The organism is Salinibacterium sp. NG22 (assembly GCF_015864925.1).
Classification (GTDB): Bacteria; Actinomycetota; Actinomycetes; order Actinomycetales; family Microbacteriaceae; genus Rhodoglobus.
The window spans coordinates 1696198-1720490 of record NZ_JADYWG010000001.1 but is presented as its reverse complement, the minus strand read 5'-3'; the positions used below and the strand labels follow the sequence as shown (position 1 = coordinate 1720490).

General features: G+C 60.4%; 29 protein-coding genes. 25 read left to right on the top strand and 4 right to left on the bottom strand.

Annotation, left to right across the window (positions count from 1 at the left end):
- Positions 1 to 39: 39 nt before the first annotated feature.
- The 12 genes from rpsR to I6E81_RS08330 all read left to right on the top strand — a co-directional run bounded on the left by rpsR (position 40) and on the right by I6E81_RS08330 (position 9007).
- Positions 40 to 303, top strand: coding sequence for a 30S ribosomal protein S18 (gene rpsR, locus I6E81_RS08385; RefSeq protein WP_009773575.1), 264 nt, complete (start codon positions 40 to 42; stop codon positions 301 to 303).
- A 12-nt stretch (positions 304 to 315) separates the two neighbouring features.
- Entirely contained in the window at positions 316 to 768 is a 453-nt protein-coding gene (rplI, locus tag I6E81_RS08380; protein ID WP_197106865.1) for a 50S ribosomal protein L9, read from the top strand.
- A gap of 396 nt (positions 769 to 1164) precedes the next feature.
- Positions 1165 to 2553 carry a replicative DNA helicase gene (gene dnaB, locus I6E81_RS08375; protein WP_197106864.1) on the top strand — a complete coding sequence of 463 codons (1389 nt, stop codon included), beginning with the start codon at positions 1165 to 1167 and terminating at the stop codon, positions 2551 to 2553.
- Positions 2554 to 2640: 87 nt separating this feature from the next.
- Complete coding sequence (locus tag I6E81_RS08370) at positions 2641 to 3285, top strand: hypothetical protein (protein ID WP_197106863.1); 645 nt, start codon at positions 2641 to 2643, stop codon at positions 3283 to 3285.
- The gene (locus tag I6E81_RS08365) at positions 3285 to 3530 is read left to right on the top strand and encodes a hypothetical protein (protein ID WP_197106862.1); all 246 of its coding nucleotides are present in this window, start codon (positions 3285 to 3287) and stop codon (positions 3528 to 3530) included. Before I6E81_RS08370 ends, I6E81_RS08365 begins: the two co-directional genes overlap by 1 nt.
- Before the next feature lie 223 nt (positions 3531 to 3753).
- Positions 3754 to 4737: a siderophore ABC transporter substrate-binding protein gene (locus I6E81_RS08360; RefSeq protein ID WP_197106861.1), complete on the top strand. Its 984-nt coding sequence runs from the start codon at positions 3754 to 3756 to the stop codon at positions 4735 to 4737.
- Between the two features lie 91 nt (positions 4738 to 4828).
- Positions 4829 to 5815, top strand: a complete 987-nt coding sequence (locus I6E81_RS08355; protein ID WP_197106860.1) for an ABC transporter permease — start codon at positions 4829 to 4831, stop codon at positions 5813 to 5815.
- Positions 5816 to 5864: 49 nt separating this feature from the next.
- Positions 5865 to 6860 carry an iron chelate uptake ABC transporter family permease subunit gene (locus tag I6E81_RS08350; protein WP_197107219.1) on the top strand — a complete coding sequence of 332 codons (996 nt, stop codon included), beginning with the start codon at positions 5865 to 5867 and terminating at the stop codon, positions 6858 to 6860.
- Complete coding sequence (locus I6E81_RS08345) at positions 6857 to 7612, top strand: ABC transporter ATP-binding protein (protein WP_197106859.1); 756 nt, start codon at positions 6857 to 6859, stop codon at positions 7610 to 7612. The genes I6E81_RS08350 and I6E81_RS08345 overlap by 4 nt, the downstream gene beginning before the upstream one ends.
- Before the next feature lie 113 nt (positions 7613 to 7725).
- Positions 7726 to 8151 carry a hypothetical protein gene (locus tag I6E81_RS08340; protein ID WP_197106858.1) on the top strand — a complete coding sequence of 142 codons (426 nt, stop codon included), beginning with the start codon at positions 7726 to 7728 and terminating at the stop codon, positions 8149 to 8151.
- Positions 8152 to 8240: 89 nt separating this feature from the next.
- Positions 8241 to 8576, top strand: coding sequence for a hypothetical protein (locus I6E81_RS08335; RefSeq protein ID WP_197106857.1), 336 nt, complete (start codon positions 8241 to 8243; stop codon positions 8574 to 8576).
- Between the two features lie 89 nt (positions 8577 to 8665).
- On the top strand, positions 8666 to 9007 hold the full coding sequence (locus I6E81_RS08330) for a hypothetical protein (RefSeq protein ID WP_197106856.1): 342 nt from the start codon (positions 8666 to 8668) through the stop codon (positions 9005 to 9007).
- A 55-nt stretch (positions 9008 to 9062) separates the two neighbouring features.
- Here the strand turns inward: I6E81_RS08330 and purB are convergent, their stop codons facing one another.
- On the bottom strand, positions 9063 to 10454 hold the full coding sequence (purB, locus tag I6E81_RS08325; protein WP_197106855.1) for an adenylosuccinate lyase: 1392 nt from the start codon (positions 10452 to 10454) through the stop codon (positions 9063 to 9065).
- An 8-nt stretch (positions 10455 to 10462) separates the two neighbouring features.
- Positions 10463 to 10993, bottom strand: a complete 531-nt coding sequence (locus tag I6E81_RS08320; protein ID WP_197106854.1) for a low molecular weight protein-tyrosine-phosphatase — start codon at positions 10991 to 10993, stop codon at positions 10463 to 10465.
- Between the two features lie 125 nt (positions 10994 to 11118).
- Here I6E81_RS08320 and I6E81_RS08315 point away from each other — a divergent pair, with 125 nt between their 5' ends.
- Complete coding sequence (locus I6E81_RS08315; protein ID WP_197106853.1) at positions 11119 to 11379, top strand: hypothetical protein; 261 nt, start codon at positions 11119 to 11121, stop codon at positions 11377 to 11379.
- A complete protein-coding gene (locus I6E81_RS08310; RefSeq protein ID WP_197106852.1) occupies positions 11369 to 12796 on the top strand; it encodes a hypothetical protein in 1428 nt (475 codons plus the stop codon). The genes I6E81_RS08315 and I6E81_RS08310 overlap by 11 nt, the downstream gene beginning before the upstream one ends.
- Here I6E81_RS08310 and I6E81_RS08305 read toward each other — a convergent pair.
- Positions 12793 to 13188 carry a phage holin family protein gene (locus tag I6E81_RS08305; RefSeq protein ID WP_197106851.1) on the bottom strand — a complete coding sequence of 132 codons (396 nt, stop codon included), beginning with the start codon at positions 13186 to 13188 and terminating at the stop codon, positions 12793 to 12795. The genes I6E81_RS08310 and I6E81_RS08305 overlap by 4 nt on opposite strands.
- A gap of 174 nt (positions 13189 to 13362) precedes the next feature.
- Here I6E81_RS08305 and I6E81_RS08300 point away from each other — a divergent pair, with 174 nt between their 5' ends.
- The 5 genes from I6E81_RS08300 (at position 13363) to I6E81_RS08280 (ending at position 19157) form a co-directional block, all read left to right on the top strand.
- Positions 13363 to 14433 (top strand): histidinol-phosphate transaminase, encoded by a 1071-nt coding sequence (locus tag I6E81_RS08300; RefSeq protein WP_197106850.1) that lies wholly within the window; start codon positions 13363 to 13365, stop codon positions 14431 to 14433.
- A gap of 24 nt (positions 14434 to 14457) precedes the next feature.
- Positions 14458 to 15573 (top strand): thiamine pyrophosphate-dependent dehydrogenase E1 component subunit alpha, encoded by a 1116-nt coding sequence (locus I6E81_RS08295; RefSeq protein ID WP_197106849.1) that lies wholly within the window; start codon positions 14458 to 14460, stop codon positions 15571 to 15573.
- On the top strand, positions 15573 to 16550 hold the full coding sequence (locus I6E81_RS08290; protein ID WP_197106848.1) for an alpha-ketoacid dehydrogenase subunit beta: 978 nt from the start codon (positions 15573 to 15575) through the stop codon (positions 16548 to 16550). Before I6E81_RS08295 ends, I6E81_RS08290 begins: the two co-directional genes overlap by 1 nt.
- Before the next feature lie 14 nt (positions 16551 to 16564).
- Entirely contained in the window at positions 16565 to 17953 is a 1389-nt protein-coding gene (locus I6E81_RS08285) for a dihydrolipoamide acetyltransferase family protein (RefSeq protein WP_197106847.1), read from the top strand.
- A gap of 70 nt (positions 17954 to 18023) precedes the next feature.
- On the top strand, positions 18024 to 19157 hold the full coding sequence (locus I6E81_RS08280) for an AI-2E family transporter (RefSeq protein ID WP_197106846.1): 1134 nt from the start codon (positions 18024 to 18026) through the stop codon (positions 19155 to 19157).
- Positions 19158 to 19161: 4 nt separating this feature from the next.
- Here the strand turns inward: I6E81_RS08280 and I6E81_RS08275 are convergent, their stop codons facing one another.
- The gene (locus tag I6E81_RS08275; RefSeq protein WP_197106845.1) at positions 19162 to 20415 is read right to left on the bottom strand and encodes an FAD-binding protein; all 1254 of its coding nucleotides are present in this window, start codon (positions 20413 to 20415) and stop codon (positions 19162 to 19164) included.
- A 154-nt stretch (positions 20416 to 20569) separates the two neighbouring features.
- Between I6E81_RS08275 and I6E81_RS08270 the strand changes: the two genes are divergently transcribed.
- From I6E81_RS08270 to rpmG, 6 genes are all read left to right on the top strand, one after another.
- Positions 20570 to 21571 (top strand): metal ABC transporter solute-binding protein, Zn/Mn family, encoded by a 1002-nt coding sequence (locus tag I6E81_RS08270; protein ID WP_197106844.1) that lies wholly within the window; start codon positions 20570 to 20572, stop codon positions 21569 to 21571.
- Positions 21546 to 22424 (top strand): metal ABC transporter ATP-binding protein, encoded by an 879-nt coding sequence (locus I6E81_RS08265; protein WP_197107218.1) that lies wholly within the window; start codon positions 21546 to 21548, stop codon positions 22422 to 22424. Before I6E81_RS08270 ends, I6E81_RS08265 begins: the two co-directional genes overlap by 26 nt.
- Positions 22421 to 23329: a metal ABC transporter permease gene (locus I6E81_RS08260; RefSeq protein ID WP_197106843.1), complete on the top strand. Its 909-nt coding sequence runs from the start codon at positions 22421 to 22423 to the stop codon at positions 23327 to 23329. The genes I6E81_RS08265 and I6E81_RS08260 overlap by 4 nt, the downstream gene beginning before the upstream one ends.
- Positions 23330 to 23343: 14 nt before the next feature.
- Positions 23344 to 23727, top strand: coding sequence for a Fur family transcriptional regulator (locus tag I6E81_RS08255; RefSeq protein WP_197106842.1), 384 nt, complete (start codon positions 23344 to 23346; stop codon positions 23725 to 23727).
- 161 nt (positions 23728 to 23888) lie between these two features.
- Complete coding sequence (gene rpmB / locus I6E81_RS08250) at positions 23889 to 24125, top strand: 50S ribosomal protein L28 (RefSeq protein ID WP_129072582.1); 237 nt, start codon at positions 23889 to 23891, stop codon at positions 24123 to 24125.
- Positions 24125 to 24292: a 50S ribosomal protein L33 gene (gene rpmG / locus I6E81_RS08245; protein WP_009773536.1), complete on the top strand. Its 168-nt coding sequence runs from the start codon at positions 24125 to 24127 to the stop codon at positions 24290 to 24292. Before rpmB ends, rpmG begins: the two co-directional genes overlap by 1 nt.
- Position 24293 lies beyond the last annotated feature (1 nt).

Here is a 24293-nt window from a genome sequence, read left to right as displayed (position 1 = left end):
CTCGACGATCAGTCTTATTTACAGAAAGAAGTAACACTCATGGCAGGAAAGAGCAGCGGCGACCGCCGCAAGCCCATCCGCAAAGGCAAGGACGGCAAGAACGCCGCACCAGCCAAGTCGATCCGCGTAGGCGTTATCGACTACAAGGATGTCGCTACGCTTCGCAAGTTCATCTCCGAGCGTGGAAAGATCCGCGCTCGTCGTATCACCGGTGTTTCCGTTCAGGAGCAGCGTCTCATCGCCACGGCCGTCAAGAACGCCCGTGAGATGGCACTGCTGCCTTACGCCGGCGCGGGCCGTTAAGGAGCCACCGACATGTCAAAGCTCATCCTCACTCACGAAGTGACTGGTCTCGGCGCGCCTGGCGACGTTGTAGACGTAAAGAACGGCTTCGCTCGTAACTACCTCATCCCCCAGGGCTTTGCCGTGGCGTGGACTCGCGGTGGCGAAAAGCAGGTCGAGTCCATCAAGGCAGCACGCGCATCGCGCGAGCACGCCACTCTCGAAGAAGCTCAGGACCTGAAGGCTCGCCTTCAGGCAACCAAGGTGAAGCTCAGCGTTACCGCTGGTCGCGAAGGCCGTCTGTTCGGTTCAGTCAAGCCCGCTCACGTGGCTGACGCTGTTGCCGCTGCAGGACTTGGCGACATCGACAAGCGCAAGATCGAGATCTCGTCGGCAATCAAGACTGTTGGTGACCACGAAGCTACGATCCGTCTGCGTGACGACATCGTTGCGACGATCACTCTTCAGGTGGTTGCTAGCAAGTAACTGCTTTACAACAAGGACGGCGGGCCAATCGGCTCGTCGTCCTTGTGTTTTAAGGGCCGTTGTCAAGCCTTTTGTGCACAGGATTACGAAAAATACGGAACCCTCAATCTCCACTTTAGGCATGTTTTTACACATCGTGTGTGAAAACTAAAAGTGCAGGTCAGGACCCGCTAATTCGCTTTATCCCCCGTTGTTTCCACAGTTGTTTCCACAGGTTGTTCACACGGCGCCCGGCGTTTCGTCCGAGTTGTGCACAGGTTTATACACATCCCCAGTTGTGGGTAGTTGATTCTGCTTCGTAGGGTAAAGCAGCCTTGGAGCGGGTCCCAGTGTGGAGCCTGCCCGAGTGTCAGGGGTTACTCGTATAAATGGAGTTACCCCACTAGGAGGAAAACCATGTCGATCGCGCACCTAGGCCTCTCGGGCGACGAACGCCAGTCCGGCGAATCGCGAGGCAGCTCACGTGGCGACCGCGTACCTCCACACGACCTTCTTGCAGAACAGAGCGCCATCGGCGGAATGCTTCTGAGCAAGGATGCCGTTGCCGACGTCATCGAAACCGTGCGTGGTGTCGACTTCTACGTTCCGAAGCACGAAACCATCTTCAACGCAGTGCTCACCCTGTACTCGCACGGAGAACCCACCGACGTTATCGCCGTCACCGATGAGCTAACGAAAACGGGTGAACTCTCCCGAGCCGGTGGAGTCGAATACCTCCACACGCTCACCGGTCTTGTTCCCACTGCAGCCAACGCTGGCTTCTACGCCACCATCGTCACCGAGAAAGCGGTTCTTCGCCGCCTCGTTGAAGCGGGTACCCGCATCGTCCAAATGGGTTATGCCAGTGAGGGCGAAGTGCTCGACCTCGTGAACAACGCACAGGCCGAGATCTACTCCGTGACCGGTGGAGTCGAAACCGAAGACTACGTACCCCTCACGACGGCCGTCGAGAGCGCGATTGATGAAATCGAAGCAGCTCGCGGCCGCGACGGCCAGATGATCGGTGTTCCCACCGGATTCGCTGAGCTCGATGAACTCACCAACGGACTACACCCCGGGCAGCTCATCATTTTGGCCGCGCGACCAGCTATTGGTAAGTCGACTCTTGGTTTGGACTTCGCTCGCGCAGCATCCATCCACCATGATCTGCCGTCGATTGTGTTCTCGCTAGAAATGGGTCGAAGCGAAATCGCTATGCGACTGCTTTCGGCAGAAGCCAGCGTTCCGTTGCAGCACATGCGTAAGGGTTCGGTGCACGCCAACGACTGGACCACGATCGCTCAGACGCGTGGTCGCATCAATGATGCTCCGCTATATATCGATGACAGCCCCAACATGACTCTCGTTGAGATTCGCGCCAAGTGCCGCCGACTCAAGCAGAAGGTCGGCCTGCGCATGGTCATCATCGACTACCTGCAGCTCATGACGAGCGGTAAGAAAGTTGAATCGCGTCAGCAAGAGGTCAGTGAGTTCTCGCGTGCACTCAAGCTGCTTGCCAAAGAGCTTGAAGTTCCCGTCATTGCTATCTCCCAGCTGAACCGTGGACCTGAACAGCGCGCAGACAAGAAGCCGGCCCTTTCGGACCTTCGTGAATCGGGATCGCTCGAGCAAGACGCCGACATGGTGATTCTGCTGCACCGCGAAAGCGCGTACGAAGCAGACAGCCCCCGCGCCGGTGAGGCCGACCTGATCATTGCCAAGCACCGTAACGGACCGACTCGCACCGTCACCGTGGGATTCCACGGTCACTTCTCGCGCTTCGTCGATCTACCGCCAGGATCGTAGGCGAGTCTGTCGGGCCTCCGCCGACAGGGGAAAGCCACAAGCGGCCTACACTAGAAGCATCCGCTTGTTGAGAAAGAAGGCGATCGCTTGACTAGTGCTCACGCTGAGCCGCTGCCGGCATCCACTGCGTGGTACGTGCCGCTAGCCCGCGCTATTCCCGCCATCGCCTTGGCGATTGTGATTACCTTCTCGGCCGACCATTCGTCGCGCCTCGGTCTTGTTACCCTCGCCAGCTTCACGCTCATCGTCGGCGCCGTGCTTCTGACCGCGAGCATCATGTCGCCGCACCGGGGAATCGCCCGATCCTTTACGATCACGCAGGGCGTTGTTACGCTCGCCACCGCCGTCGCCGCGTTTGTTGCGACCGGCGGAGGTCAGGCCTACTTCGTCTTCTTGCTAACTGCGTTCGCCGCCATCACCGGCTTCCTTGAGCTCTACCTCGGGCTCCGCAGCCGCGGCCGCGATGCCTCATCCCGTGACTGGGTCTTCGTCGGCAGCCTCACCGCGCTGCTCGCGCTCGTCGTGTTGCTTGTACCGCCAGGATTCAGCCAGCCCTATACCGGCCCCGACGGAATCGACCGTGAGCTCACGGCATCCATTGTGGTGGTCGGTCTTCTCGGAGCTTATTGGGCCATTCTTGGGGTGTACCTCGTGATTGCGGCACTCTCGCTCAAGTGGAGCAGAACCGATCATGATGTTGTTACCGCAGTCGTGCAAGAGAAAGAAGAATAGTGGCCTCCCCAGACAAGCGTGATCGCACGCGCCCAGCCGAAATGCTCGGTCTTTCCGCAATTTTCGGGCTGTTCGCCGGTCTCGTCGTTTTCATGTCGACGCGTGAATTGATGCTTGCCCTGATCTTTGCCGGGGTTGCCTTCATCGTCTCGCTTATTGTTATCGCGATGCTCGTGCTCGCCGTGCGTCCAGACAAGGACGAACTTCTTGACATGGATGAGCAGGACCGCGACGCCTCGCACTAGTCTGCTCTGACGCGCGGCGGTAGTCGCTCACCGGACTGAAACGGCTGACTCAGGCCCCGATTGATGTCATTGGCGCGCCCGCAAATTGATGCGGCTGCTGACTGAAGCTCCTTTGACTCCCAGTCTTTATTAAGGTTAGGCTTACCTAAGCAACACTCGCTGCAGCGGGTGTTGCGTTTTTACGCCCGACCGCTTTCGGTCATCCGAAATAACTAAGGACATCATGAACTTTTCACGAACCCGGCACGGAGTACTCGTTGGAGTACTGGCTCTCGCGCTTGCTGCCTGCAGCACCGCGACGCCTGAAGCTGCAGATTCAGACGGAGCAGAAGCATCCGTTCAGTTCGAGGACAACAACGGCAGCCAGACGCTGGCGACGCCGTTCACCTCGGTAGTCGCCACCGACAACCGCACGTTCGAGACGCTCGCCTCCTGGGGTATCGAACTCAGCGCCGCCGCGGTAGCGCTGATGCCCAGCACGATTTCGTACACGCAAGACGACTCGATCATTGACCTCGGCAACCACGGTGAGCCCGACCTCGAGGCAGTCGTTGCGGCACAGCCCGACGTGATCATCAATGGGCAGCGCTTTGCGCAGTACCACGACGACTTCGCCAAGCTCGTGCCCGATGCCGTGATCGTTGAACTCGACCCGCGTGAGGGTGAGCCCTTCGACGCCGAGCTCAAGCGCCAGACCACCGTTCTTGGTGAGATCTTCGGCAAGCAGGCAGAGGCCGAAAAGATTAACGCTGACTTCGACGCCGCGATCGAACGCGTGAACGCGGCTTACAACGGCGAAGACTCCGTGATGGCCGTAATCACCTCGGGTGGAGAGATCGGATACTCGGCTCCGAGCGTCGGTCGCACCCTCGGCCCGCTCTTCGACATCTTCGACTTCACCGCCGCGCTGGATGTCGATGACAGCAGCGAAGACCACCAGGGTGACGACATCTCAGTAGAGGCAATCGCTGACTCGAACCCTGACTGGATTCTGGTCATGGACCGTGACGCCGCGATTCTCGCCGACGATCCCACCTACGTGCAGGGCAGCGAAGTTCTCGAGAACTCCGAAGCGCTCTCGGGCGTCACCGCGGTGCAGGAAAGCAACCTCGTGTACATGCCGGCTGACACGTACACGAACGAAGGCATCCAGACGTACACCGAGTTCTTCAACGCACTCGCTGACGCGCTAGAAGCCAAGAACTAGCGTTACTCACGCCGTCCGGTGCTGGAGCTTGCCCCCGGCGAGCTCCAGCACCGAACGGTTCTGGCCTTCAATCAGAAACCCTCACTCACGGATGACGTCAACACTGGCCCGACGGCGGCCCGCCACCACGACCACCCTCTTCGACTGGAAACTCCTGCTCGCGACGGTGGGTGTTGTTCTGCTGCTGATCGCCTCCCTCTTTACGGGTGTCTATGACATCTTTGGGGCGGATGACGGCCAAAGAATGTTCGGCATCACGCGCGTTCCCCGAACGATCGCCTTGGTGCTCGCGGGCGCAGCAATGGCGATGAGCGGGCTCGTCATGCAGCTACTGACGCAGAACCGGTTCGTGGAACCGACGACGACGGGCACCACCGAGTGGGCAGGTCTTGGACTGCTCACCGTCATGATCCTCTTTCCGGGAGCCAGCATCCTCGCCCGTATGAGCGGTGCGGTCGTAGCCGCGTTCATCGGCACCGGAATCTTCTTCCTCTTCTTGCGCCGCGTAACCCTGCGTTCCTCGCTGATCGTGCCGATCGTCGGCATCATGCTCGGCTCGGTGGTCGGCGCCATCTCCACCTACATCGCTCTCTCGACGGACATGCTTCAGAGCCTTTCCGTGTGGTTCGCCGGTAGCTTCACCTCAGTGATGCGCGGGCAATACGAACTGCTCTGGATCGTTGCGCTCGTCGTCGTCGTCATTTTCCTGTTCGCTGACCGACTCACCGTTGCGGGGCTCGGCCAAGACGTAGCGACGAACGTCGGCGTGAACTACAACCAGATCCTGCTGATCGGCACAGCGCTCATCGCCGTCGCGACCGGAGTCGTGACAGTTGTCGTGGGCAATCTGCCGTTCCTCGGCCTGATCGTGCCCAACATCGTGTCGATGTTCCGTGGCGACGACCTGCGCAGCAACCTGCCCTGGGTCTGCCTGCTGGGCATCGCGATCGTGACGGTGTGCGACATCGTCGGCCGCACAATCATCATGCCGTTCGAAGTTCCGGTGTCGCTCATCTTGGGTGTCGTGGGCGCGATCGTCTTCATTGCTCTCCTGTTGAAGCAGCGCCGTCGTGCATAGCCCCGTGGATGCGCGGGAGAAAGCGACTGTTAGCGTCGGGACGCCCGGCGTGACGGGGCCGTTCCCCACGGTGCGGGCGCGACGCCGCTACTGGACGCTGCTCAGCATCCTGAGTGTGCTCGCTGTGGCGATCGGGTTCGGCCTGCTCGCCTGGAACAACCCGATGCCGGTGGGCACCGAAGGGTTCTGGCTAATCGCAGAGCTGCGCGCCACCAACGTGATCGTGATTGCCGTCGTGGCTTTCTGTCAGGCGATTGCAACCGTGAGTTTTCAGACGGTGACAAATAACCGGATTCTCACGCCATCCATCATGGGTTTCGAGTCGCTGTACGTGGCCGTTCAAACCTCTGCGGTGTACTTCTTGGGCATCAGCGGCATCGTCGCCCTGCAGGGCCTCCCCCAGTTCTTGCTTCAGATCGCCCTGATGGTCGGGCTCTCGCTGCTGCTGTACGGCTGGTTGCTTTCTGGAAAGTACGGCAATCTGCAGATCATGCTGCTCGTGGGCATCATCATCGGGGGCGGGCTGGGAGCAGTGTCGACGTTCATGCAGCGCCTGCTCACGCCCAGTGAGTTCGACATCCTGACGGCCCGACTGTTCGGCTCCATCTCCAATGCGGATGCCAGCTACCTGCCTATCTCGCTCGTGCTCTGCCTGGTGGCCGGCACCGTGCTGCTCTCGCAGGGCCGGCGCCTCAACATCATTGCGCTGGGTTCAGACACCGCCACGAATCTAGGAATCAGCTACCGCTTCGAGATCATGCGCGTGCTGTTCTTCGTATCGATTCTGATGGCGGTCTCGACGTCGCTCGTCGGCCCGATGACCTTCTTCGGGTTCTTGGTCGCCACGCTCGCCTACCAATTCGCGGATACCTACGACCATCGCCACATCTTCCCGATCGCGGTATTGGCCGGGTTTGTAGTGCTGGGCGGAGCGTACTTCGTGATGAAGAACCTGTTCTACGCGCAAGGAGTGGTCTCGATCATCGTTGAACTTGTCGGAGGAACCGTCTTCCTCATCGTCATTCTGAGAAAGGGACGACTGTGATCACCCTGAGCAATGTGGGCAAAAGCTATGGTCACGACGTGACCATCGGGCCCGTCGACCTCACCATTCCCGAGGGAGGTATTACCGCGCTGGTGGGCCCGAACGGTGCGGGCAAATCCACGCTGCTGACCATGATCGGTCGCTTGCTCGGGATCGACTCTGGCCACATCGAAGTCGCAGGCTACGACGTCGCGAAGACCAAGTCGAAAGACCTCGCCAAGATCATCGCGATCCTGCGGCAAGAGAACCATTTCATCGCTCGCCTCACGGTGCGTCAGCTCGTGGGGTTCAGCCGCTTCCCGTATTCGCAAGGTCGACTGACCGAAGCGGATGAGGTGGCGATCAACAACTCCATCACCTTTCTGAATCTTGAAGGCCTGCAAGACCGCTATCTTGACGAGCTCTCAGGCGGACAGCGCCAACGCGCCTACGTTGCCATGGTGCTCGCGCAAGACACCGAATACGTGCTTCTGGATGAGCCCCTCAACAACCTCGACATGAAGCATTCGGTGCAGATGATGCGTCATCTGAAGCGCGCCGCTCAAGAACTTGGCCGCACCATCATCATCGTGCTTCACGACATCAACTTTGCCGGGCACTACGCCGACCACATTTGCGCCGTCAAGGATGGCCAAGTCACCGAATTCGGAACGCCCGCTGAGATACTGACCGACTCCGTGCTCACCCGGATCTTCGATACCCCTGTGCAGGTCATCGACGGCCCTAACGGTGCCCTCGCTGTGTACTACTAGCGCTGCCTCACGACGACACCGTTAGCCCCGGCGGCCGTCCCGTCCCAGCGGGCCGCACCCCTGCAGGTAATGTCGTGAGTATTCATCGCCTGCAACGACGATAAGGGGTTCCGATGTTTCAAACGAACGGTTCATCGACGGAAATGACAGACTCCGAGCGGGGGCTCAGTTGGCGGGTTGTCGGACGGATAGAGCAAGGCTTAGTGATAATCGTTGCAATCACCGTCAATGGGTTAGAGATTCCCTATGAGTACTCCGTGCGAGAGAAGCGAACGGAGTCCGGTTCTTGGTTCGATATAGAAATCGGAGCTTTCGGCACTAGTCCAATAGGTCAGCTCGAGATGGGTCTCAGCCCGGTCTACTTTGATTCTGCGCAAGATCGTGATCCGGTAGTTCTTCTTGCGATTGAAGCGGTTCTCGCTTGGGAGCCCCATGGAGCTGGCATGCGCAGGGGCGACGGTTATAACCGCTGCACGTTCAAAGGCGTGCAGTACCGATTGAGTGACTTTGGTCCGTATTTTGACGATGAGGGGCGCTGATGTTTCAGCTGAGCGAGTCAGATACGAGGATGACGGACCCTGATAGGGGAACCACCTGGCGCCATGTAGGCGACATAGAGCAGGGTTTGGTGAGTATTGCCGCGATAACGGTCAACGGAGTGGAGATTCCTTACGAATACCGGGTCGAGCAGGAGCTCGACAAATCTGACCCTTGGTACAACATTCAGCTTGGAGCTTTCGGCACTAGTCCGATAGGTCAGCTCGAGATGGGTCTCAGCCCGGTCTACTTTGATTCTGCGCAAGATCGTGATCCGGTAGTTCTTCTTGCGATTGAAGCGGTTCTCGCGTGGCGGCCACAGGGGCTAGGCGTGCGTCGCGGCGACGGTTACAACCGCTGCACGTTCAAGGGCGTGCAGTACCGATTGAGTGACTTTGGTTCGTACTTTGACGATGAGGGGCGCTGATGTTTCAGCTGAGCGAGTCAGATACGAGGATGACGGACCCTGATAGGGGAACCACCTGGCGCCATGTAGGCGACATAGAGCAGGGTTTGGTGAGTATTGCCGCGATAACGGTCAACGGAGTGGAGATTCCTTACGAATACCGGGTCGAGCAGGAGCTCGACAAATCTGACCCTTGGTACAACATTCAGCTTGGAGCTTTCGGAACCAGCCCGATAGGGCAACTCAAGATGGGCCTGAGCCCGGTCTACTTTGATTCTGCGAAAGACCGTGATCCGACAGTGCTTTTAGCAATTGAGGCGGTTCTCGCGTGGAGACCGTACGGGCTTGGCATGCGCAGGGGCGACGGTTACAACCGCTGCACGTTCAAGGGCGTGCAGTACCGATTGAGTGACTTTGGTCCGTACTTTTCAGAGGCGCCCGATGAGCTGTAGGGCATCCACCGCCTGAATAATATGGCCCAATCGCACCGGTCGAACAGAGCGTGAACTACTTGGTGTCGCCGAGGTAGTCGACGAGCGAGCTGGCAAGGCCGACATAGGTGGCGGGGGTCAGCGCCTGCAAACGTGCTTTGGCATCCGCACCAATGTCGAGCCCTGAGATGAACTCGGTGAGGTCGACAGAGTTGATGCGCTTGCCGCGCGTGAGTTCCTTGAGGATGGCGTAGGGGTCGCTGATGGTGCTGCGGCCCGCGGTGACCTCGGCGCGAATGACGGTCTGGATGGCCTCGCCGAGGATCTCCCAGTTGCTGTCGAGATCAGCGTCGAGAGCATCAGGGTTGAGGGCGATCTCCTTGAGGCCGCGCTCGATGTTGTCGAGAGCGAGCAGCGAGTGACCGTAGGCGACACCCACGTTGCGTTGCGTCGTGGAGTCGGTGAGGTCGCGCTGGAGTCGTGAGGTCACGAGAGTCTGAGCGAGCGACTCCAGAAGAGCGCTCGAGAGCTCAAGGTTGGCCTCAGCGTTCTCGAAGCGGATCGGGTTGATTTTGTGCGGCATTGTCGACGAACCCGTTGCGCCCGCCTGCGGAATCTGGCGGAAGTAGCCCATTGAAATGTACGACCACACGTCGGTGCAGAGGTTGTGCAGCACGCGGTTGGCGTGACTCGTGGCCTGGTACAGCTCCACTTGCCAGTCGTGCGATTCGATTTGCGTGGTCAGCGGGTTCCAGTCGAGCCCGAGGGACTCCACGAACTCCTTCGAGAGGGCTGGCCAGTTCTGTTCGGGGTCTGCAGCGAGGTGAGCGGCGAACGTGCCAGTTGCACCGCTGAACTTGCCGAGGTAGCTGATGCCCTCAATGCGAGTCAGGATGCGGTCGAGACGGTATACGAAGACCGCGAATTCCTTACCCATGGTGGTCGGCGTCGCCGGCTGACCGTGGGTGTGAGCGAGCATCGCGTTGTCGCGCATGAGCTCGGACTGCGCGCGAAGGGCAGCCAGCACGGTACGGAACTTGGGCAGCCAGACTTCGCGTACGGCATCCGAAATGGTGAGCGCGTAGGAGAGGTTGTTGATGTCTTCGCTCGTGGCGGCGAAGTGAGTGAGTTCAGCGATCGCGGTGAGACCGAGCTCGTCGAGCTTGGCGCGCACGAGGTACTCCACGGCCTTGACGTCGTGGCGAGTGGTGGCTTCGAGGCGAGCGAGTTCATCGATCTGCTCTTGGCCAAAATCAGTAGCGAAGGCGCGGAGGGCGGTGACCTGATCGGCGCTCATCGGGCTCGAACCAAACAGGCTCTTGCTCGTGAGAAAAATCAGCCATTCGACTTCAACGTGCACGCGGGCCCGGTTGAGGCCTGCCTCGGAGAGGTGCTCGCCCAGAGCCGAAACGGCGGGACGGTAGCGACCATCGAGGGGGCTCAGTGGTTGAACGGGCAACGGGCTCATGGGGCTCCCTAGTTGTTGGCGGTTGGTGCAGTGATGCCTGGTGTGATTTGACGAAATAGTGAGCCGCACGCTTTCTCGATCATGCCGAGGACATGATCAAAAAGTGCGGCGTCCGAATAGTAGGGGTCTGGCACGTCGATAAGAGGAGCGAGTTCGCTGTCGAAACTCAACATGGGTTGCACCTTCGATCGGTCTTGATCGTTGGGGGCCCACGTGCGCAGGATGCGTTCTTGTCCTCGATCGAACGCGACAATGAGGTCGAACTTGTCGAACCATTCGGGGTCGAACTGGCGGGCGCGATGCCCAGAACCATTGTAGCCGCGTGCTGCAAGGGCACTAATGGTGCGGTCGTCGGCTGCTTCGCCTACGTGCCAGTCGCCGGTGCCCGCTGAGGTCACCGCGATGCGGTCCTGGAGCCCAGCTTCAGCAACGAGTTCTCGGAACACGGTTTCGGCCATGGGCGACCGACAGATGTTGCCGGTGCACACGAAACAGACCCTGAAGGCGGTCGAGTCGGAGAGTGCTCGCTCGAAGGTCATGGTTCATTCTGTCGCAGTTTCAACTCCTCAACATCGCTGGCTCAGGGATTTCCTTCCCCGATGCGTGCTGGCAACCAGTGCGTGGGGCGGTGTTTGGCGAGAGTTGTGACATCGAAAGGCGATCAGTGAATACACCTCTGGATGCGACTGCCCGCGGCGCACTTGAATTTCAAGCCCAACAGCTCCGCATGATTATTGAACGGCTCAGCTCTGTGCGGGAGCTACTCCCCCGCGCAGGCATCGACTGGCGCGGCCCGGCCCAAGAGCTGTTCGATGCCGGGGTGCTTGAGCTGCACCGCGACCTAGCGCAAGCACGAACCTTGGTCGAGACGGCAGAACATCGAACGATGTTGGCGCTTCAGCAGATGGGCTCCTATGTCGGATGAACTCATCATCTCCGGTGGTGGCAGTGTTTCGGTATCTACGGAGGAAATGCTCGTTGCTGTCGGCGCACTCCAGCGCACGGCCGAAATGACGCGGGACATCGCTGGTGCCATTCAGATGGTGGATGCCCGGCTCACCATTAGCCAATTGGAGACGCTCGGCATCCCCACCGCTGCCGCCCGCGCCGAGGATGATCTCGACTTCGCTTTCTCTGACCTTCAGAGAGTCGCTCATCGTGCCGAGCACCTGAGTAATCTCGTGCGATTCGCTGCCGACAGCTACGGGTTGGCCGAAGCCTTCGCCGAGGGAGTCTCCCGCAAGATCATGGCCGATGCCGCGGCGTGGCTCGGTTTTTTGTTCCCGACGCATGCCGCAGTGTTGGCTTTGTCGGTGACAGCGGTGCCGATTCTATTGGGGATCACAGCAGCAGCTCTCGTCACGGGCCGCAATCCAGCAGAAGTGTTCGTCAGCGAAAAGTTCACTGCTGAACTCAATGAACTCATTAGCGATCCGGCGTATGTGCTCGCCGTTCGCTTCGGTGTGATGAATGCCGATGAGTTCTTGGCGGGAGCCGCAGGGTTACCGCCATCACTAGTGAGTGTCTTGAGCGCCGCGGGTGTTCTGGGGCTTCCCACCGCAGCCGGGGCGATCCAGCGGCTAGGAGGTGTCGCCGGGGTGCTGAAAGAAACGCCGGTGCAACTGGTCAGTAAGAGCGACACAACTCGCGTGGAGCCTGCTCATTCTGTCGAGGAACGCGCCAACCGAATTGCCCAACCGACCCCAGATTTGCCGTTTCAGATCCGAATAGAAAAGACATCATTTCCCGGAGAGGACGACTCATTCGAGGTGTACGTTTCCGGAACCGTTGATTTCGCTTTTTCTGACTCCGAGCAACCGTTCGATGGCACGAGCAATCTCAGCCTTGCTGCAGATCAGGAAGCAGCGGCGTATAGCGCTGTGGTTGCAGCGATGGCAGAAGCGGGTATTACCGCCGAAAGCGCGGTTGCTTTGACCGGGCATTCTCAGGGGGCAGCGATCGCCGCGCGGCTCGCAGAATCGGAAGACTACAACGTCACCGGTTTAGTCGGGTTCGGAGGCAACACGGGTCAAATTAAGATCCCACCAACGGTTCCCACGCTCCTCTTCGAACACAGCGATGACATCGTTCCGGCTGCTGGGGGGATTCAAGGAAATCAGCACGCGGTGATCGTGGAGCGAGAGGTCTTTGCTGGCCGTCCGCTACCCGACGGTGTTATGGCGCCAGCCCATCAGCTCGACGAGTATCGAGAAACAGCGCGCCTCCTGGACGGCACAGACAGTGAATTTCTTCGCGACACTGTGTCGAATCTAACGCCGACCGTTCACAAGGATGCTGTAACCACCGTCACTAGTTACGAGTACGAGCGGGTGCAGCCTTAGCGCTTGCGGCCTACGACGGGCCGAACAAGGATGCCGATGAACCAGCTGATGAGACCCAAGACGAGGGCGCCAAGCACTCCCCACCAGAATCCGTCAACAACGAGACCGAAACCGAAGAGGCCCGAGATCCAGCTCGTGAGCAACAGCAGCAGACCATTCACCACGAGAGCAAGCAGGCCCAGCGTCAGAACGTACAGCGGGAAAGCGACAATGCGGATCAGGTTGCCGAGCACCCCATTCACGATGCCGAAGACGGCAGCGACCAGCAGGAAGGTCACAATGACCTCAACCGTTCCGCCCGGAGCAAAAGGAATGATCTCGACCCCGGCAACAACCACCGTAGTCAGCCACAAAGCAAGAGCGTTGATCAGCAAGCGCACGATGATTCTCATACGACAACTATGCAGCACGCGTTTGTGCTGCCGCAATGACCATCCACTGAACTGCGCCAGAACCCGAGATGCGGTCCGAGACACGACCCGACGCATAACCGAACCTCCGATTCGACCGGCACATTGTCACAGGCGCGAAACGAACGTGCCCACTCACGGCCCTAGGCTGGTTAGGTGACCAGCAAACGAGTACAGCTTCGGCCCGAAATCGCCGCCATCGTGCCCTACCGCCAGGGTGCGCCTGCCGCCGCGGATGCCTTCAAGCTGTCCTCCAACGAAAACCCTTACGAGCCGCTGCCATCAGTGCTCGCGCAACTCTCCACCGACACCATCAACCGCTACCCCGACGCATCCGCCGCTGTATTGCGTGTGCAGATTGCTGAACGCTTCGGCGTAACCCCCGACAGCGTGCAGGTTGGGGCAGGTTCGGTAGCCGTTCTCGCGCAACTCGTGAGCGCCGCCGCAGCCGCCGGCGACGAGGTCATCTACGCCTGGCGCAGCTTCGAGGCGTACCCGCTGCTCGTATCTGCGGCCGGAGCCACAAGCGTGCAGATCGCGAACCAGGGCGACCACCGGCACGACTTGGCGGCAATGAGCGACGCCATCACGGCATCCACTCGCGTTGTTATTGTCTGCAGCCCCAACAACCCCACCAGCACTGTGGTGACGGATGCCGAATTCCGCGACTTCATGGCAACGGTTCCCGAGAACGTTCTTGTCGTTCTCGATGAGGCCTACCGCGAGTTCGTGACCGACGCCGATGCCGTGCGCGGAGAGACACTCGTCGGTACCTACCCCAACCTTGTATTGCTGCGCACCTTCTCCAAGGCTTACGGCCTTGCAGGCCTCCGCATCGGCTACGCGGTTGGCCCCGAATACGTGATGGATGCAGCGCGAGCGGTAGCGATTCCGCTTTCGGTAACGGAGATTGCGCAGAAAGCAGCTATCGCATCCCTCGAACATGAAGATGAATTGTTGGAGCGGGTGACCCGCATTAATGCGGTGCGCGACAGAATCGTTGCCGGCCTCAGCGAGCAAGGCTGGGACGTGCCCGCCCCCAACGGCAACTTCGTCTGGTTGCCCACCGGGTCAGTAACCGACTGGGCTGCAGAGGTATTCCGGTCACACGGGATCGTCGTTCGTGCACTCGGCGAAGGCCTTCGTGTGAGTGTCGGCGAAGAGGAATCTGTGGAGAAACTCCTAAGAGCAGCGCAAGAGGTTGTCGCTTCAAGGGAAACGATCTAACGCTGGCCGCGTTAGATTAGTCGAATGTCTTATACCGCCGCGACGGTTCAGCTGCTGTCTCCCGAGGGCACGCTCGTTCACAGCGATGCCAGCGAACAGTACCTCCCGTATGTCGACAAGCTCAGTGATGACGCTCTTCAGGAATTCCACCGCCACATGGTGGTGATGCGCCGCTTCGATATTGAGGCAGCAAACCTGCAGCGTCAGGGCCAGCTTGCCCTCTGGGTTCCGAGCCACGGCCAAGAGGCCGCTCAGGTCGGTTCAGCACTCGCCGCCAAACCTCAAGACCACCTCTTTCCCTCCTACCGGGAACACGTCATTGCGCTCATGCGCGGCGTTGACCCGATCACAATCCTGTCGATGTTCCGCGGCCTCAGCCATGGTGGCTGGGATCCGAAGGACCACGACAACTTCCACCTCTACACGCTCGTGATTGGTTCGCAGACCCTGCACGCCACCGGTTATGCCATGGGCATGAACCTCGAAGGTCGCTCGGGCACCGGCAACCCCGACACCGATGCGGCCGTCATGGTCTACTTCGGCGACGGTTCTACGAGCCAGGGTGACGTCAGCGAAGCAATGGTCTTCGCCGCCAGCTACCAAACCCCTCAAGTCTTCTTCTTGCAAAACAATCACTGGGCAATCTCGGTGCCCGTGTCACGCCAGTCGCGCACGCCGCTCTATCTGCGCGGCGAAGGCTTCGGCATCCCGAGCGTTCAAATCGACGGCAACGACGTTCTCGCAAGCTTCGCCGTGAGCAAAGCCAACCTGGATGCTGCCCGCGCTGGCGAAGGCCCCCGCTTCATCGAGGCCCTCACCTACCGCATGGGTGCCCACACCACGAGTGATGACCCCTCGAAGTACCGCGAGAACAGCGAACTCGAGTTTTGGGCCCAGCGCGACCCCATCACGCGCTTCGACACCTACCTGCGGAGCCGCGGCGCGAGCCAAGCGTTCTTCGACGAGATCGCGGCTGAAGGCGACGACCTCGCTGCCGACATCCGCAAGCGCATCACCGAATTGCCGGTGCCGGCCACGTCGACGCTCTTCGACCATGTCTATTCCGACCCGCATCCGGTGATGGATGCGCAGCGCGCAGCACTCGCCGACTTCGAGGCATCGTTTGAAGAGGGCAACTAATGACTGAGACGATGACAATGGCGAAGGCCCTCAACGAGGGATTGCGCGCCGCCATGGGCAGCGACAGCAAAGTACTTCTCATGGGTGAAGACATTGGGCCGCTCGGCGGAGTCTTTCGAGTCACCGAGGGTCTGCAGGCTGAGTTCGGAGACAAGCGGGTTCTCGATACTCCCCTGGCTGAGTCCGGCATCGTGGGTACCGCGATCGGGCTTGCCATGAGCGGATTCCGCCCGGTGTGCGAGATCCAGTTCGATGGTTTTATTTTTCCCGGCTTCGACCAGATCACTTCCCAACTGGCGAAGCTGACCGCGCGCCACGAAGGCACGCTTCAGATGCCTGTCGTGATTCGTGTTCCCTACGGCGGACACATTGGTGCCGTCGAGCATCACCAAGAGAGCCCCGAAGCCTACTTTGCGCACTCTGCCGGGTTGCGTCTGCTCAGCCCCGCTACGCCTCACGATGCGTATTGGATGATTCAAGAAGCTATTACGAGCAATGACCCCGTGATGTTCTTCGAGCCCAAGTCCCGCTACTGGCAGAAGGGCGAGGTTGACCGCGAGTCGGCCGGTATCGCCACTCACTCCAGCCGGGTAGTGCGTGACGGCACCGAAGTGACCCTCGTGGGTCACGGTGCGATCGTGTCGATGCTGCTGCAAGCAGCTGAGCTCGCCGCCGAGGAAGGCACGAGTGTCGAGGTTGTTGACCTTCGATCGCTCTCCCCCATCGACTACGACCCGATTGTGGCATCCGCCCAAAAAACGGGCCGCGTTGTTGTTGTTCAAGAGGCACCCGGGAATGTCAGCGTGGGCTCGGAGGTTGCGGCTACCGTGGCAGAGCGTGCGTTCTACTCACTCGAGGCACCTGTGCTGCGCGTGAGTGGTTACGACACCCCGTTCCCTCCTGCCAAGCTGGAATCCGTGTACTTGCCCAGTGTTGACCGCATCTTGGATGCTGTCGACCGGGCATTGGCCTACTGACGAAGGAGGCCCCCGTGGCCGTATCTGAATTTCCTCTCCCCGATGTGGGCGAGGGGCTTACTGAAGCCGAGATCGTCTCCTGGAAGGTTGCGCCCGGCGACGAAATCGTTGTGAACCAGGTTCTCGTGGAGATCGAGACGGCTAAGTCGCTCGTCGAACTCCCCTCGCCTTTCGCCGGTACCGTGCAGCAGCTGCTGGTCGAGGAGGGGTCGACCGTTGAGGTTGGCACCCCGATCATCAGCGTGCAATCCGTCGGCGGCTCAGTCGAGCTGACCGCACCCGGTTCCGGTGAAGACGAAAGCCACGGGATGATGTCCGACGTTGGGGCAGAGAGCAGCGCGGCCGACGACGCTGCCGCTGCCGTCGCTGACACGGCATCCACAATTGCCAACGACGATGACAAGCCCGGAGCGGTCCTTGTTGGTTACGGCACGGGCGGACATGTCAGTTCGCGCCGTCGCAAGGGTGGGCAGCCTGCGAAGGATGGCGCTGCCGCCGCAGCGGCAAAGCCTCGCCCGGCATCCGTGCCCGCGTCGTTCGCCAGCCCGATCATCGCGAAGCCGCCGATCCGCAAGCTCGCCAAAGACCTGGGTGTTGAACTCGCCGAGGTCGTAGCGACAGGGTTGGCCGGTGAAACCACTCGCGAAGACGTGATTCGTCACGCGTCGCAGGCGAGCGTCTTCCGCAACATCGAAACTCCCGAGTGGGGCGACGAGCGCGAAGAACGCATTCCCGTGAAGGGCGTGCGCAAGGCCATCGCGAAAGCCATGGTGCACAGTGCCTTCACGGCGCCGCACGTGAGCGTCTTTACTGACGTGGATGCCACGCGAACCATGGAGTTCGTGAAGCGTCTGAAGAACTCCACCGATTTTGCTGGTGTGCGCGTGAGCCCGCTGCTGATCATGGCGAAGGCCGTGAGCTGGGCTGTGCGCCGCAACCCCACGGTGAACTCAAGCTGGACCGATAAAGAGATCATCGTTCACCACTACGTGAACTTGGGCATTGCGGCAGCAACGCCTCGTGGGCTCATCGTTCCGAACGTCAAGGACGTTCAAGAGTTGAGCTTGCTCGAGCTCGCGAAATCCCTCGAACAGCTCACCCTCACCGCGCGTGATGGCAAGACGCAGCCCGCTGAAATGTCGAACGGCACGATCACGATCACCAACATCGGTTCGTATGGCATGGATACGGGAACGCCGATCATCAACCCGGGTGAGGCCGCGATCGTGGCTCTGGGTTCGATCAAGCAGAAGCCGTGGGTTGTCGACGGCGAAGTGCGGGCGCGCTACGTCACGACGGTCAGCGCAAGCTTCGACCACCGCATCGTTGATGGGGATGTCGCGAGCCGTTTCGTGGCCGACCTCGCGAGTGTGCTCGAAGAGCCTGCCCTCCTGCTCGACTAACAGCCGAGCATTCGACACTAACCACCCGGCGTTGCACTCAATTACCTGAAACGGTAGGTAATGTGGCCGCATGGTCACGAAGAAAAAGTCGTCTGCAGTAGCGCCAGCATCCGATTCGAAGCGCCCCGGAATTCACGAGCTGTGGACCGACCGCTTAGGAGCCTGGTCCATTCGGGCTCTGCAGGTGCTCTTGCTGCTCACGCTGGTTTCGGTGATCGTTTTTGCTCTCACGCAGCTCAAGCTCGTCGTCATCCCCGTGCTGATCGCCCTGATCTTCGCTGCTGCCGCGAGCCCGATTGTGGTGTGGATGCGGCGCCGCGGTGTCGGGCGTGCTCTGTCGACCTGGATCGCGTTGCTCGGCGGCATCGCGGTGTTCGGTGGCTTGGTCACCGCAGTCGTGTTTGCGGTGGAGGACCAGTGGTCTGAGCTCTCCGACTCGGCGGTTGAAGGATTCGAGCAGCTCAAGGACTTCGCGCTTGATGGTCCGTTCGCAATTGATCAGGCTGCCCTCGATGAGGCGTGGAACGCGGGTATCGACTTCGTGACGAGCGCGACCTTCGGCCTCGGCGCCATTCAGGGAGTGTCTGCGGCGGCGCAGATTGTCACCGGTATTCTGCTCGGCCTGGTCATCCTGTTCTTCTTCCTCAAAGACGGCGACCGCATTTGGGAGTTCTTCCTCAAGCCCATGTCAGGCGAACGTCTCGCACGAGGACACCGCATCGGCCACACCGCGGTTCGCACTCTCGGTGGCTACGTTCGAGGAACCGCAACGGTTGCCGCCGTCGACGCGCTCGGTATCGGTATTGGGCTCACGATCTTGCAGGTACCGCTCGCGCTGCCCCTCTCGGTGATCGTCTTCTTGGGAGCCTTTATCCCACTCGTCGGTGCCACCGTCGCCGGTATCCTTGCCGCGGTCGTCGCTCTCGTGACGAATGGCTGGGTTGTGGCACTCATCGTGCTGGGCATCGTCGTGCTGGTCAACCAGCTCGAGGGCAACTTCCTGCAGCCCGTCGTGATGGCGCAGTCCCTGAGCATCCACCCGCTCGTCATCTTGGTGGCGTTGACGGCCGGCACGATCCTCGGCGGCATCGTGGGCGCTGTGCTTGCCGTGCCGATCGCAGCGGTGGGTTGGGCGATTCTCAAGACCTGGAACGAAAATGGGCACAAGCCGAGCGTTGCTTCGGCTCCTGAGAAAAAGAAGTAGCGCGCTAGCGGGGCCCGAGGGTGCGTTCGAGGAAGGGATTCCAGAACTTGCCCTGCGGGTCATACTCGCGCTGCAGTGCAAGAAAGTCGCCGCTGCGGGGGAAGCGTTCGTGGATGACGTCGGCGCCATAATGGAACAACTTGCCCCAGTGCTGCCGCGGTGCGAAGGGCGCGAGAGCCTGTTCGATCACGGGGAGTAGCGCCGCGACCTCGGCCGGATGTTTAGCCCAGGTGAAGCCGATGCAGAGAACATCGCGCTCGTAGGCGGGGCTCATCCAGAGTGAGTCGGCGGCGGCGGTGCGGATTTCCGAGATCAGCAGGTGGGGCGAGATTTGGGTGCCCAGAGTTCGCAGCACCTCCAACGCTTCGACGCCGTGTTCGCGCGCGACGTAGTACTCGCTTTGGAGTTCGTCGCCGCCGTTAGACGGCTGACCGTCAAGGCGGAAGTGCGGCATCCGCTCTGACCACGGGCCGGGAACACTCGCGCGCGGGTTCACGTTTTCGGGCGTAAGTTCTTCGGAGTCGTCGTACCAAACCCCGCCGAACAGGGTGGATGCGACCTCGGGTTCCATTCCGTTGGCCAGACGGGTTTTCAACCAGATCTGCATGACGGTGGGGCTCGCGAAGTCCGCGAGGAGACTGACGCTGTAGGCGCTGGCCATCACGTCATCCAGTTGTTCGAGCACGGTTTCCCACGGCGCGAAGCGGTAGACGTCTTGGCGCACGCGGTAGCTCGGTTCGATGTCGAGGGTGACGCGCGTGATGATGCCAAAGGCTCCGAGCCCGACGGCCAGCGCGGGCAGGTGCGCGCTGGTGCGATCGACGGTCACCAGGGAGCCGTCTGCCGTCACCAATTCCACCGCGGCGATGGCCGTGGAGAGGATGCCGTTGCCGTCTCCTGAACCGTGAGTGCCGGTTGCGGTCGCGCCGGCCACCGAGATGTGCGGCAGCGATCCGGTGTTGTGGAGGGCGAAACCGTGTTCTTCGAGTTCGTTGATCAGGATGCCGAAGCTGGTGCCGCCGGCGACGCTGACGGTCATCGTTGCCGGGTCGATCTGGATCGCGGGATCGAGTTCAGCCAGAGAAATCAGCGCGCCAGGGGTGTCGGCGATGTCGGTGAAAGAATGCCGGGTGCCGAGCGCACGCACATGGGGCCACTGGGCGACGAGTTGTTGCACCTCAGTGGCGGACGTCGGGTGCAGGACTGTCTCGGCGCTGTAGGTGAGGTTGCCTGCCCAGTTTGTGGTGGTGGATGACACGGCGATCCTTTCGATAACGGCGAATTGCTCGCCACGATCGAGATTATCGGCGAGACACGTGTGTTGCCTGATTCGCCGACAGCAATTCATCATGTACTCTATTGATAACGAATCTCATTACCACGACTGGCTTCGGCCTTAGAAGGACATTCTGATGTCTCGCTTCACCACTTCCCGACCACGCGCCCTCACCGCGGGTGCCGTTCTCGCCGTCTCTGCCCTCACCCTTGCCGGGTGCGCGGCGGCCACACCCGTTGAGGATGACGGCACGATCACCGTCGTTGCCTCCACGATCGTCTATGGCGACCTTGTCTCCACTCTCGGCGGCGACGCTGTGACTGTCGCGAGCCTCATCGAAAGCGCAGCCCAAGACCCCCACAGCTACGAAGCCTCAGCGCGCGACCAGCTCGCTGTCTCGGAGGCAGAACTTGTGATCGTCAACGGCGGTGGCTATGACCCCTTCGCCGAAGCACTCTACGAAGCGGCCGGTGAGGGCGCGATTCTCGTGACCGCCGTTGACGAGTCAGGCCTCCTCGAGGACGACGACCATGCTGAAGACGAGCACGCTGAGGATGACCACGCCGAAGATGAGGCCGACGACCACACCACGGATGACGGCCACGATCACATCGAAGGCTTCAACGAGCACGTCTGGTACAGCTTCCACGCCATGGAACACATCGCCGAGCACATCACCGAAGAGTTGATTTCGCTCAGCCCCGACGATGCCGATCTGTTCAACACCAACTTGGACAGTTACCTCTCTGACCTTGAGGTTCTTGAGGCACAGGCCGACACGATCGCCGAGACCTCAGGCGACCGTGGTGCTGCGGTCACTGAGCCGGTAGCGGTCTACTTGCTTGAGGCTGTTGGGCTCCACAATGACACTCCCACCGACTTCACCGAGGCCATTGAAGAAGGATCTGATGTGCCGCCCTCGGCGCTGCTCGAGGTGCTTGCACTCGTCGAAGATGACCACATCGCCCTGCTCGCGTACAACGATCAGACCTCGAGCCCCGAAACGGAGCGCGTGCGTGAAGCCGCTGTCGAGGCGGGACTTCCGGTGGTGTCGTTCACCGAGACCCTGCCTGAGGGGTCAGACTATGTCGAATGGATGTCGTCAAACCTCGATGCACTCGCGGAGGCCCTTGCTTAATGAGCAGGGTGACCGCGTGACCAGCACCACAGCAGAGCCCGTGAACGGCACTGCACCTGCAACACCCGTGCTGAGCATCCGTGATGGGGTGCTCGGCTTCGGGTCGCGCACGCTCTGGTCCGGCCTCAATCTCGATGTCGCACCTGGCGAGTTTGTGGCGGTGCTCGGCTCGAACGGTTCCGGTAAGTCGAGTTTGTTGAAGGCGATCCTGGGGCAGCAGAAGCTGGATTCAGGCACGATTTCTTTGAACGGGCATCCGGTTCACCGCGGAGATCGTTGCATTGGCTACATTCCGCAGCAGAAACTTGCGGCCCCAGGCACTCCCCTGCGTGGTCGCGATCTCGTGACGCTCGGGGTGAACGGTCACCGCTTTGGTGTACCAACACTCCCCCACAGCGTTCGCCTGCGGGTAGATGAACTGATCGCTGACGTCGGCGCGACCGAGTATGCGGGTCAGCCCCTTGGTTCGCTGTCGGGCGGCGAGCAGCAACGATTGCGGGTCGCACAGTCGCTGGCAGCCGACCCCGTGTTGTTGCTCTGCGACGAGCCTTTGTTGAGCCTTGACCTGCAGCACCAGCGTGGTGTCTCTGAACTCATCGACCGTCGACGTCGCGAACACAACACTGCGGTCATTTTCGTGACGCACGATGTGAACCCGGTGCTCGGCATGGTCGACCGCATCCTGTATTTGGCTGGCGGAAAGTTCACGATTGGCACCCCAGACGAAGTGCTGCGCAGCGAAGTGCTCACTGAGCTCTATGGCACTCCCGTTGAGGTTGTGCGGGTGGGCGGCCGCGTGATTGTGGCCGGTATCCCCCAGGGCGATCACCACCACGAGGAGGAGATCGCGTGACCTTCGCAGACTTCTGGAGCCAGGTCGTCAATTTCAGCGACTATGGCGAATTGCTCAACCTCGTGCGGTTCTCGCTCATTGCCGCGGCAGTGCTCGGTATCGCCGGTGGGCTCATTGGCGTCTTCGTCATGCAGCGCGACATGGCTTTTGCTGTGCACGGCATCAGCGAACTCTCGTTTGCGGGAGCAGCAGCAGCCCTGTTGTTTGGTGCCAATGTGGTGGCGGGTTCCATTGCCGGCTCGCTTGTAGCCGCCATTCTGATCGGGATGCTCGGGGCGAAGGCTCGCGATCGAAACTCGATTATTGGCGTGCTCATGCCGTTTGGGATGGGTTTGGGCATCCTGTTTCTGGCGCTCTACCCCGGACGCAGTGGAAACAAGTTTGGGCTCCTCACCGGGCAAATTATTTCGGTCGATAGCGAGCAACTTGGCCTACTGATCGTGATCAGCGTTGTCGTGCTGGCCGCTCTGTTTGTTGTCTGGCGACCGCTCACGTTCGACAGCCTCGATCCCGAGGTTGCTGCGGCGCGCGGTGTTCCTTCGCGGATGCTTTCGCTCGGGTTCATGGTGCTGCTCGGCCTCATGGTGGCCGTTGCGGTGCAGATCATCGGTGCGTTGCTCGTGATGGCGTTGCTCGTGACGCCGGCGGCAGCAGCGATGCAGGTTTCGTCGTCGCCGCGTCTGGTTCCGGTGCTCAGCATGATCTTCGGCTTTGTCTCGGCCACCGGCGGTGTGCTGTTGGCGATCGGTGGCTCGCTGCCGATTAGTCCGTACATCACGACGATTTCGTTCCTGATTTACCTGGTCTGCCGGGTGGTGGGCGCTCGCCGTGCTCGTGGTGGTCGCCGCAGCACGAGCCGCGCATCCGGCGCTGAACTGATCACAGCAACCCCGGCGGGGAAATAGTTAGAATGACGACTATGAAGCGCAATACGTGGCAGCGAGAAGCGGTGCGGGATGCTCTGAGTCAGTCAGAGGGTTTCGTGAGCGCTCAATCGCTCCACGGTGCGCTGCGCGACGCCGGCAGCGCGATCGGCCTTGCCACCGTCTATCGGGCCCTGGCAGACCTTGCCGGAGCGGGTGACGCTGACTCGCTGCAGCAAGACGGCGAAAGCCTGTTTCGGGCCTGCACGCCCGACTCGCACCACCACCATTTGATCTGCCGCGAATGCGGAACAACCGTGGAAATCAAGGCGGATGCCGTCGAACAGTGGGCGAAAAATGTGGCCGCAGAACACGGCTTTACCGACCCTCACCACATTGTTGACGTTTTCGGGTTGTGCCCAGCGTGCTCTAGCACGTAACATATACCGTTGATCGAGCGGTATCTTCCGCTCTCGCAGACACATCCCACCCTGATTGAATTCGTGCGAAAACACGGGTTTGAGAAGAATGCAGTGTGTGTGCCGACAAGTGATCTTGGGTAAGGCTTTGTCCTTACGGTAACTAGAACAGGAGTATCACCATGGCAGCAACCTGCCAAGTGACCGGCGCCATTCCCGGCTTCGGACACGCAATCTCGCACTCGCACCGTCGCACCAAGCGTCGTTTCGACCCGAACATCCAGAAGAAGACGTACTACGTACCGTCGCTTCGCCGCAACGTAACTCTTCAGCTGTCCGCAAAGGGCATCAAGGTAATTGACGCTCGTGGCATCGAATCCGTTGTCAAGGACCTCCTTGCACGTGGGGAGAAAATCTAATGGCAAAGGCACAGGACGTACGTCCGATCATCAAGCTCCGTTCAACTGCTGGAACGGGCTACACCTATGTGACGCGCAAGAACCGTCGCAACAACCCCGACCGCCTCGTACTCAAGAAGTACGACCCGGTGGTTCGCAAGCACGTTGAATTCCGCGAGGAGCGCTAAA

What these genes read in the sequence shown, in the direction of transcription:
- I6E81_RS08310 (WP_197106852.1), top strand. Translation starts at nt 11,369, where the DNA reads ATGTCGGATGAACTCATCATCTCCGGTGGTGGCAGTGTTTCGGTATCT.
- I6E81_RS08265 (WP_197107218.1), top strand. Translation starts at nt 21,546, where the DNA reads ATGCACTCGCGGAGGCCCTTGCTTAATGAGCAGGGTGACCGCGTGACC.
- I6E81_RS08360 (WP_197106861.1), top strand. Translation starts at nt 3,754, where the DNA reads ATGAACTTTTCACGAACCCGGCACGGAGTACTCGTTGGAGTACTGGCT.
- I6E81_RS08255 (WP_197106842.1), top strand. Translation starts at nt 23,344, where the DNA reads ATGAAGCGCAATACGTGGCAGCGAGAAGCGGTGCGGGATGCTCTGAGT.
- I6E81_RS08355 (WP_197106860.1), top strand. Translation starts at nt 4,829, where the DNA reads ATGACGTCAACACTGGCCCGACGGCGGCCCGCCACCACGACCACCCTC.
- I6E81_RS08270 (WP_197106844.1), top strand. Translation starts at nt 20,570, where the DNA reads ATGTCTCGCTTCACCACTTCCCGACCACGCGCCCTCACCGCGGGTGCC.
- rplI (WP_197106865.1), top strand. Translation starts at nt 316, where the DNA reads ATGTCAAAGCTCATCCTCACTCACGAAGTGACTGGTCTCGGCGCGCCT.
- rpsR (WP_009773575.1), top strand. Translation starts at nt 40, where the DNA reads ATGGCAGGAAAGAGCAGCGGCGACCGCCGCAAGCCCATCCGCAAAGGC.
- I6E81_RS08305 (WP_197106851.1), bottom strand. Translation starts at nt 13,188, where the DNA reads ATGAGAATCATCGTGCGCTTGCTGATCAACGCTCTTGCTTTGTGGCTG.
- I6E81_RS08320 (WP_197106854.1), bottom strand. Translation starts at nt 10,993, where the DNA reads ATGACCTTCGAGCGAGCACTCTCCGACTCGACCGCCTTCAGGGTCTGT.
- I6E81_RS08340 (WP_197106858.1), top strand. Translation starts at nt 7,726, where the DNA reads ATGTTTCAAACGAACGGTTCATCGACGGAAATGACAGACTCCGAGCGG.
- rpmG (WP_009773536.1), top strand. Translation starts at nt 24,125, where the DNA reads ATGGCAAAGGCACAGGACGTACGTCCGATCATCAAGCTCCGTTCAACT.
- I6E81_RS08290 (WP_197106848.1), top strand. Translation starts at nt 15,573, where the DNA reads ATGACTGAGACGATGACAATGGCGAAGGCCCTCAACGAGGGATTGCGC.
- I6E81_RS08295 (WP_197106849.1), top strand. Translation starts at nt 14,458, where the DNA reads ATGTCTTATACCGCCGCGACGGTTCAGCTGCTGTCTCCCGAGGGCACG.
- purB (WP_197106855.1), bottom strand. Translation starts at nt 10,454, where the DNA reads ATGAGCCCGTTGCCCGTTCAACCACTGAGCCCCCTCGATGGTCGCTAC.
- dnaB (WP_197106864.1), top strand. Translation starts at nt 1,165, where the DNA reads ATGTCGATCGCGCACCTAGGCCTCTCGGGCGACGAACGCCAGTCCGGC.
- I6E81_RS08280 (WP_197106846.1), top strand. Translation starts at nt 18,024, where the DNA reads ATGGTCACGAAGAAAAAGTCGTCTGCAGTAGCGCCAGCATCCGATTCG.
- rpmB (WP_129072582.1), top strand. Translation starts at nt 23,889, where the DNA reads ATGGCAGCAACCTGCCAAGTGACCGGCGCCATTCCCGGCTTCGGACAC.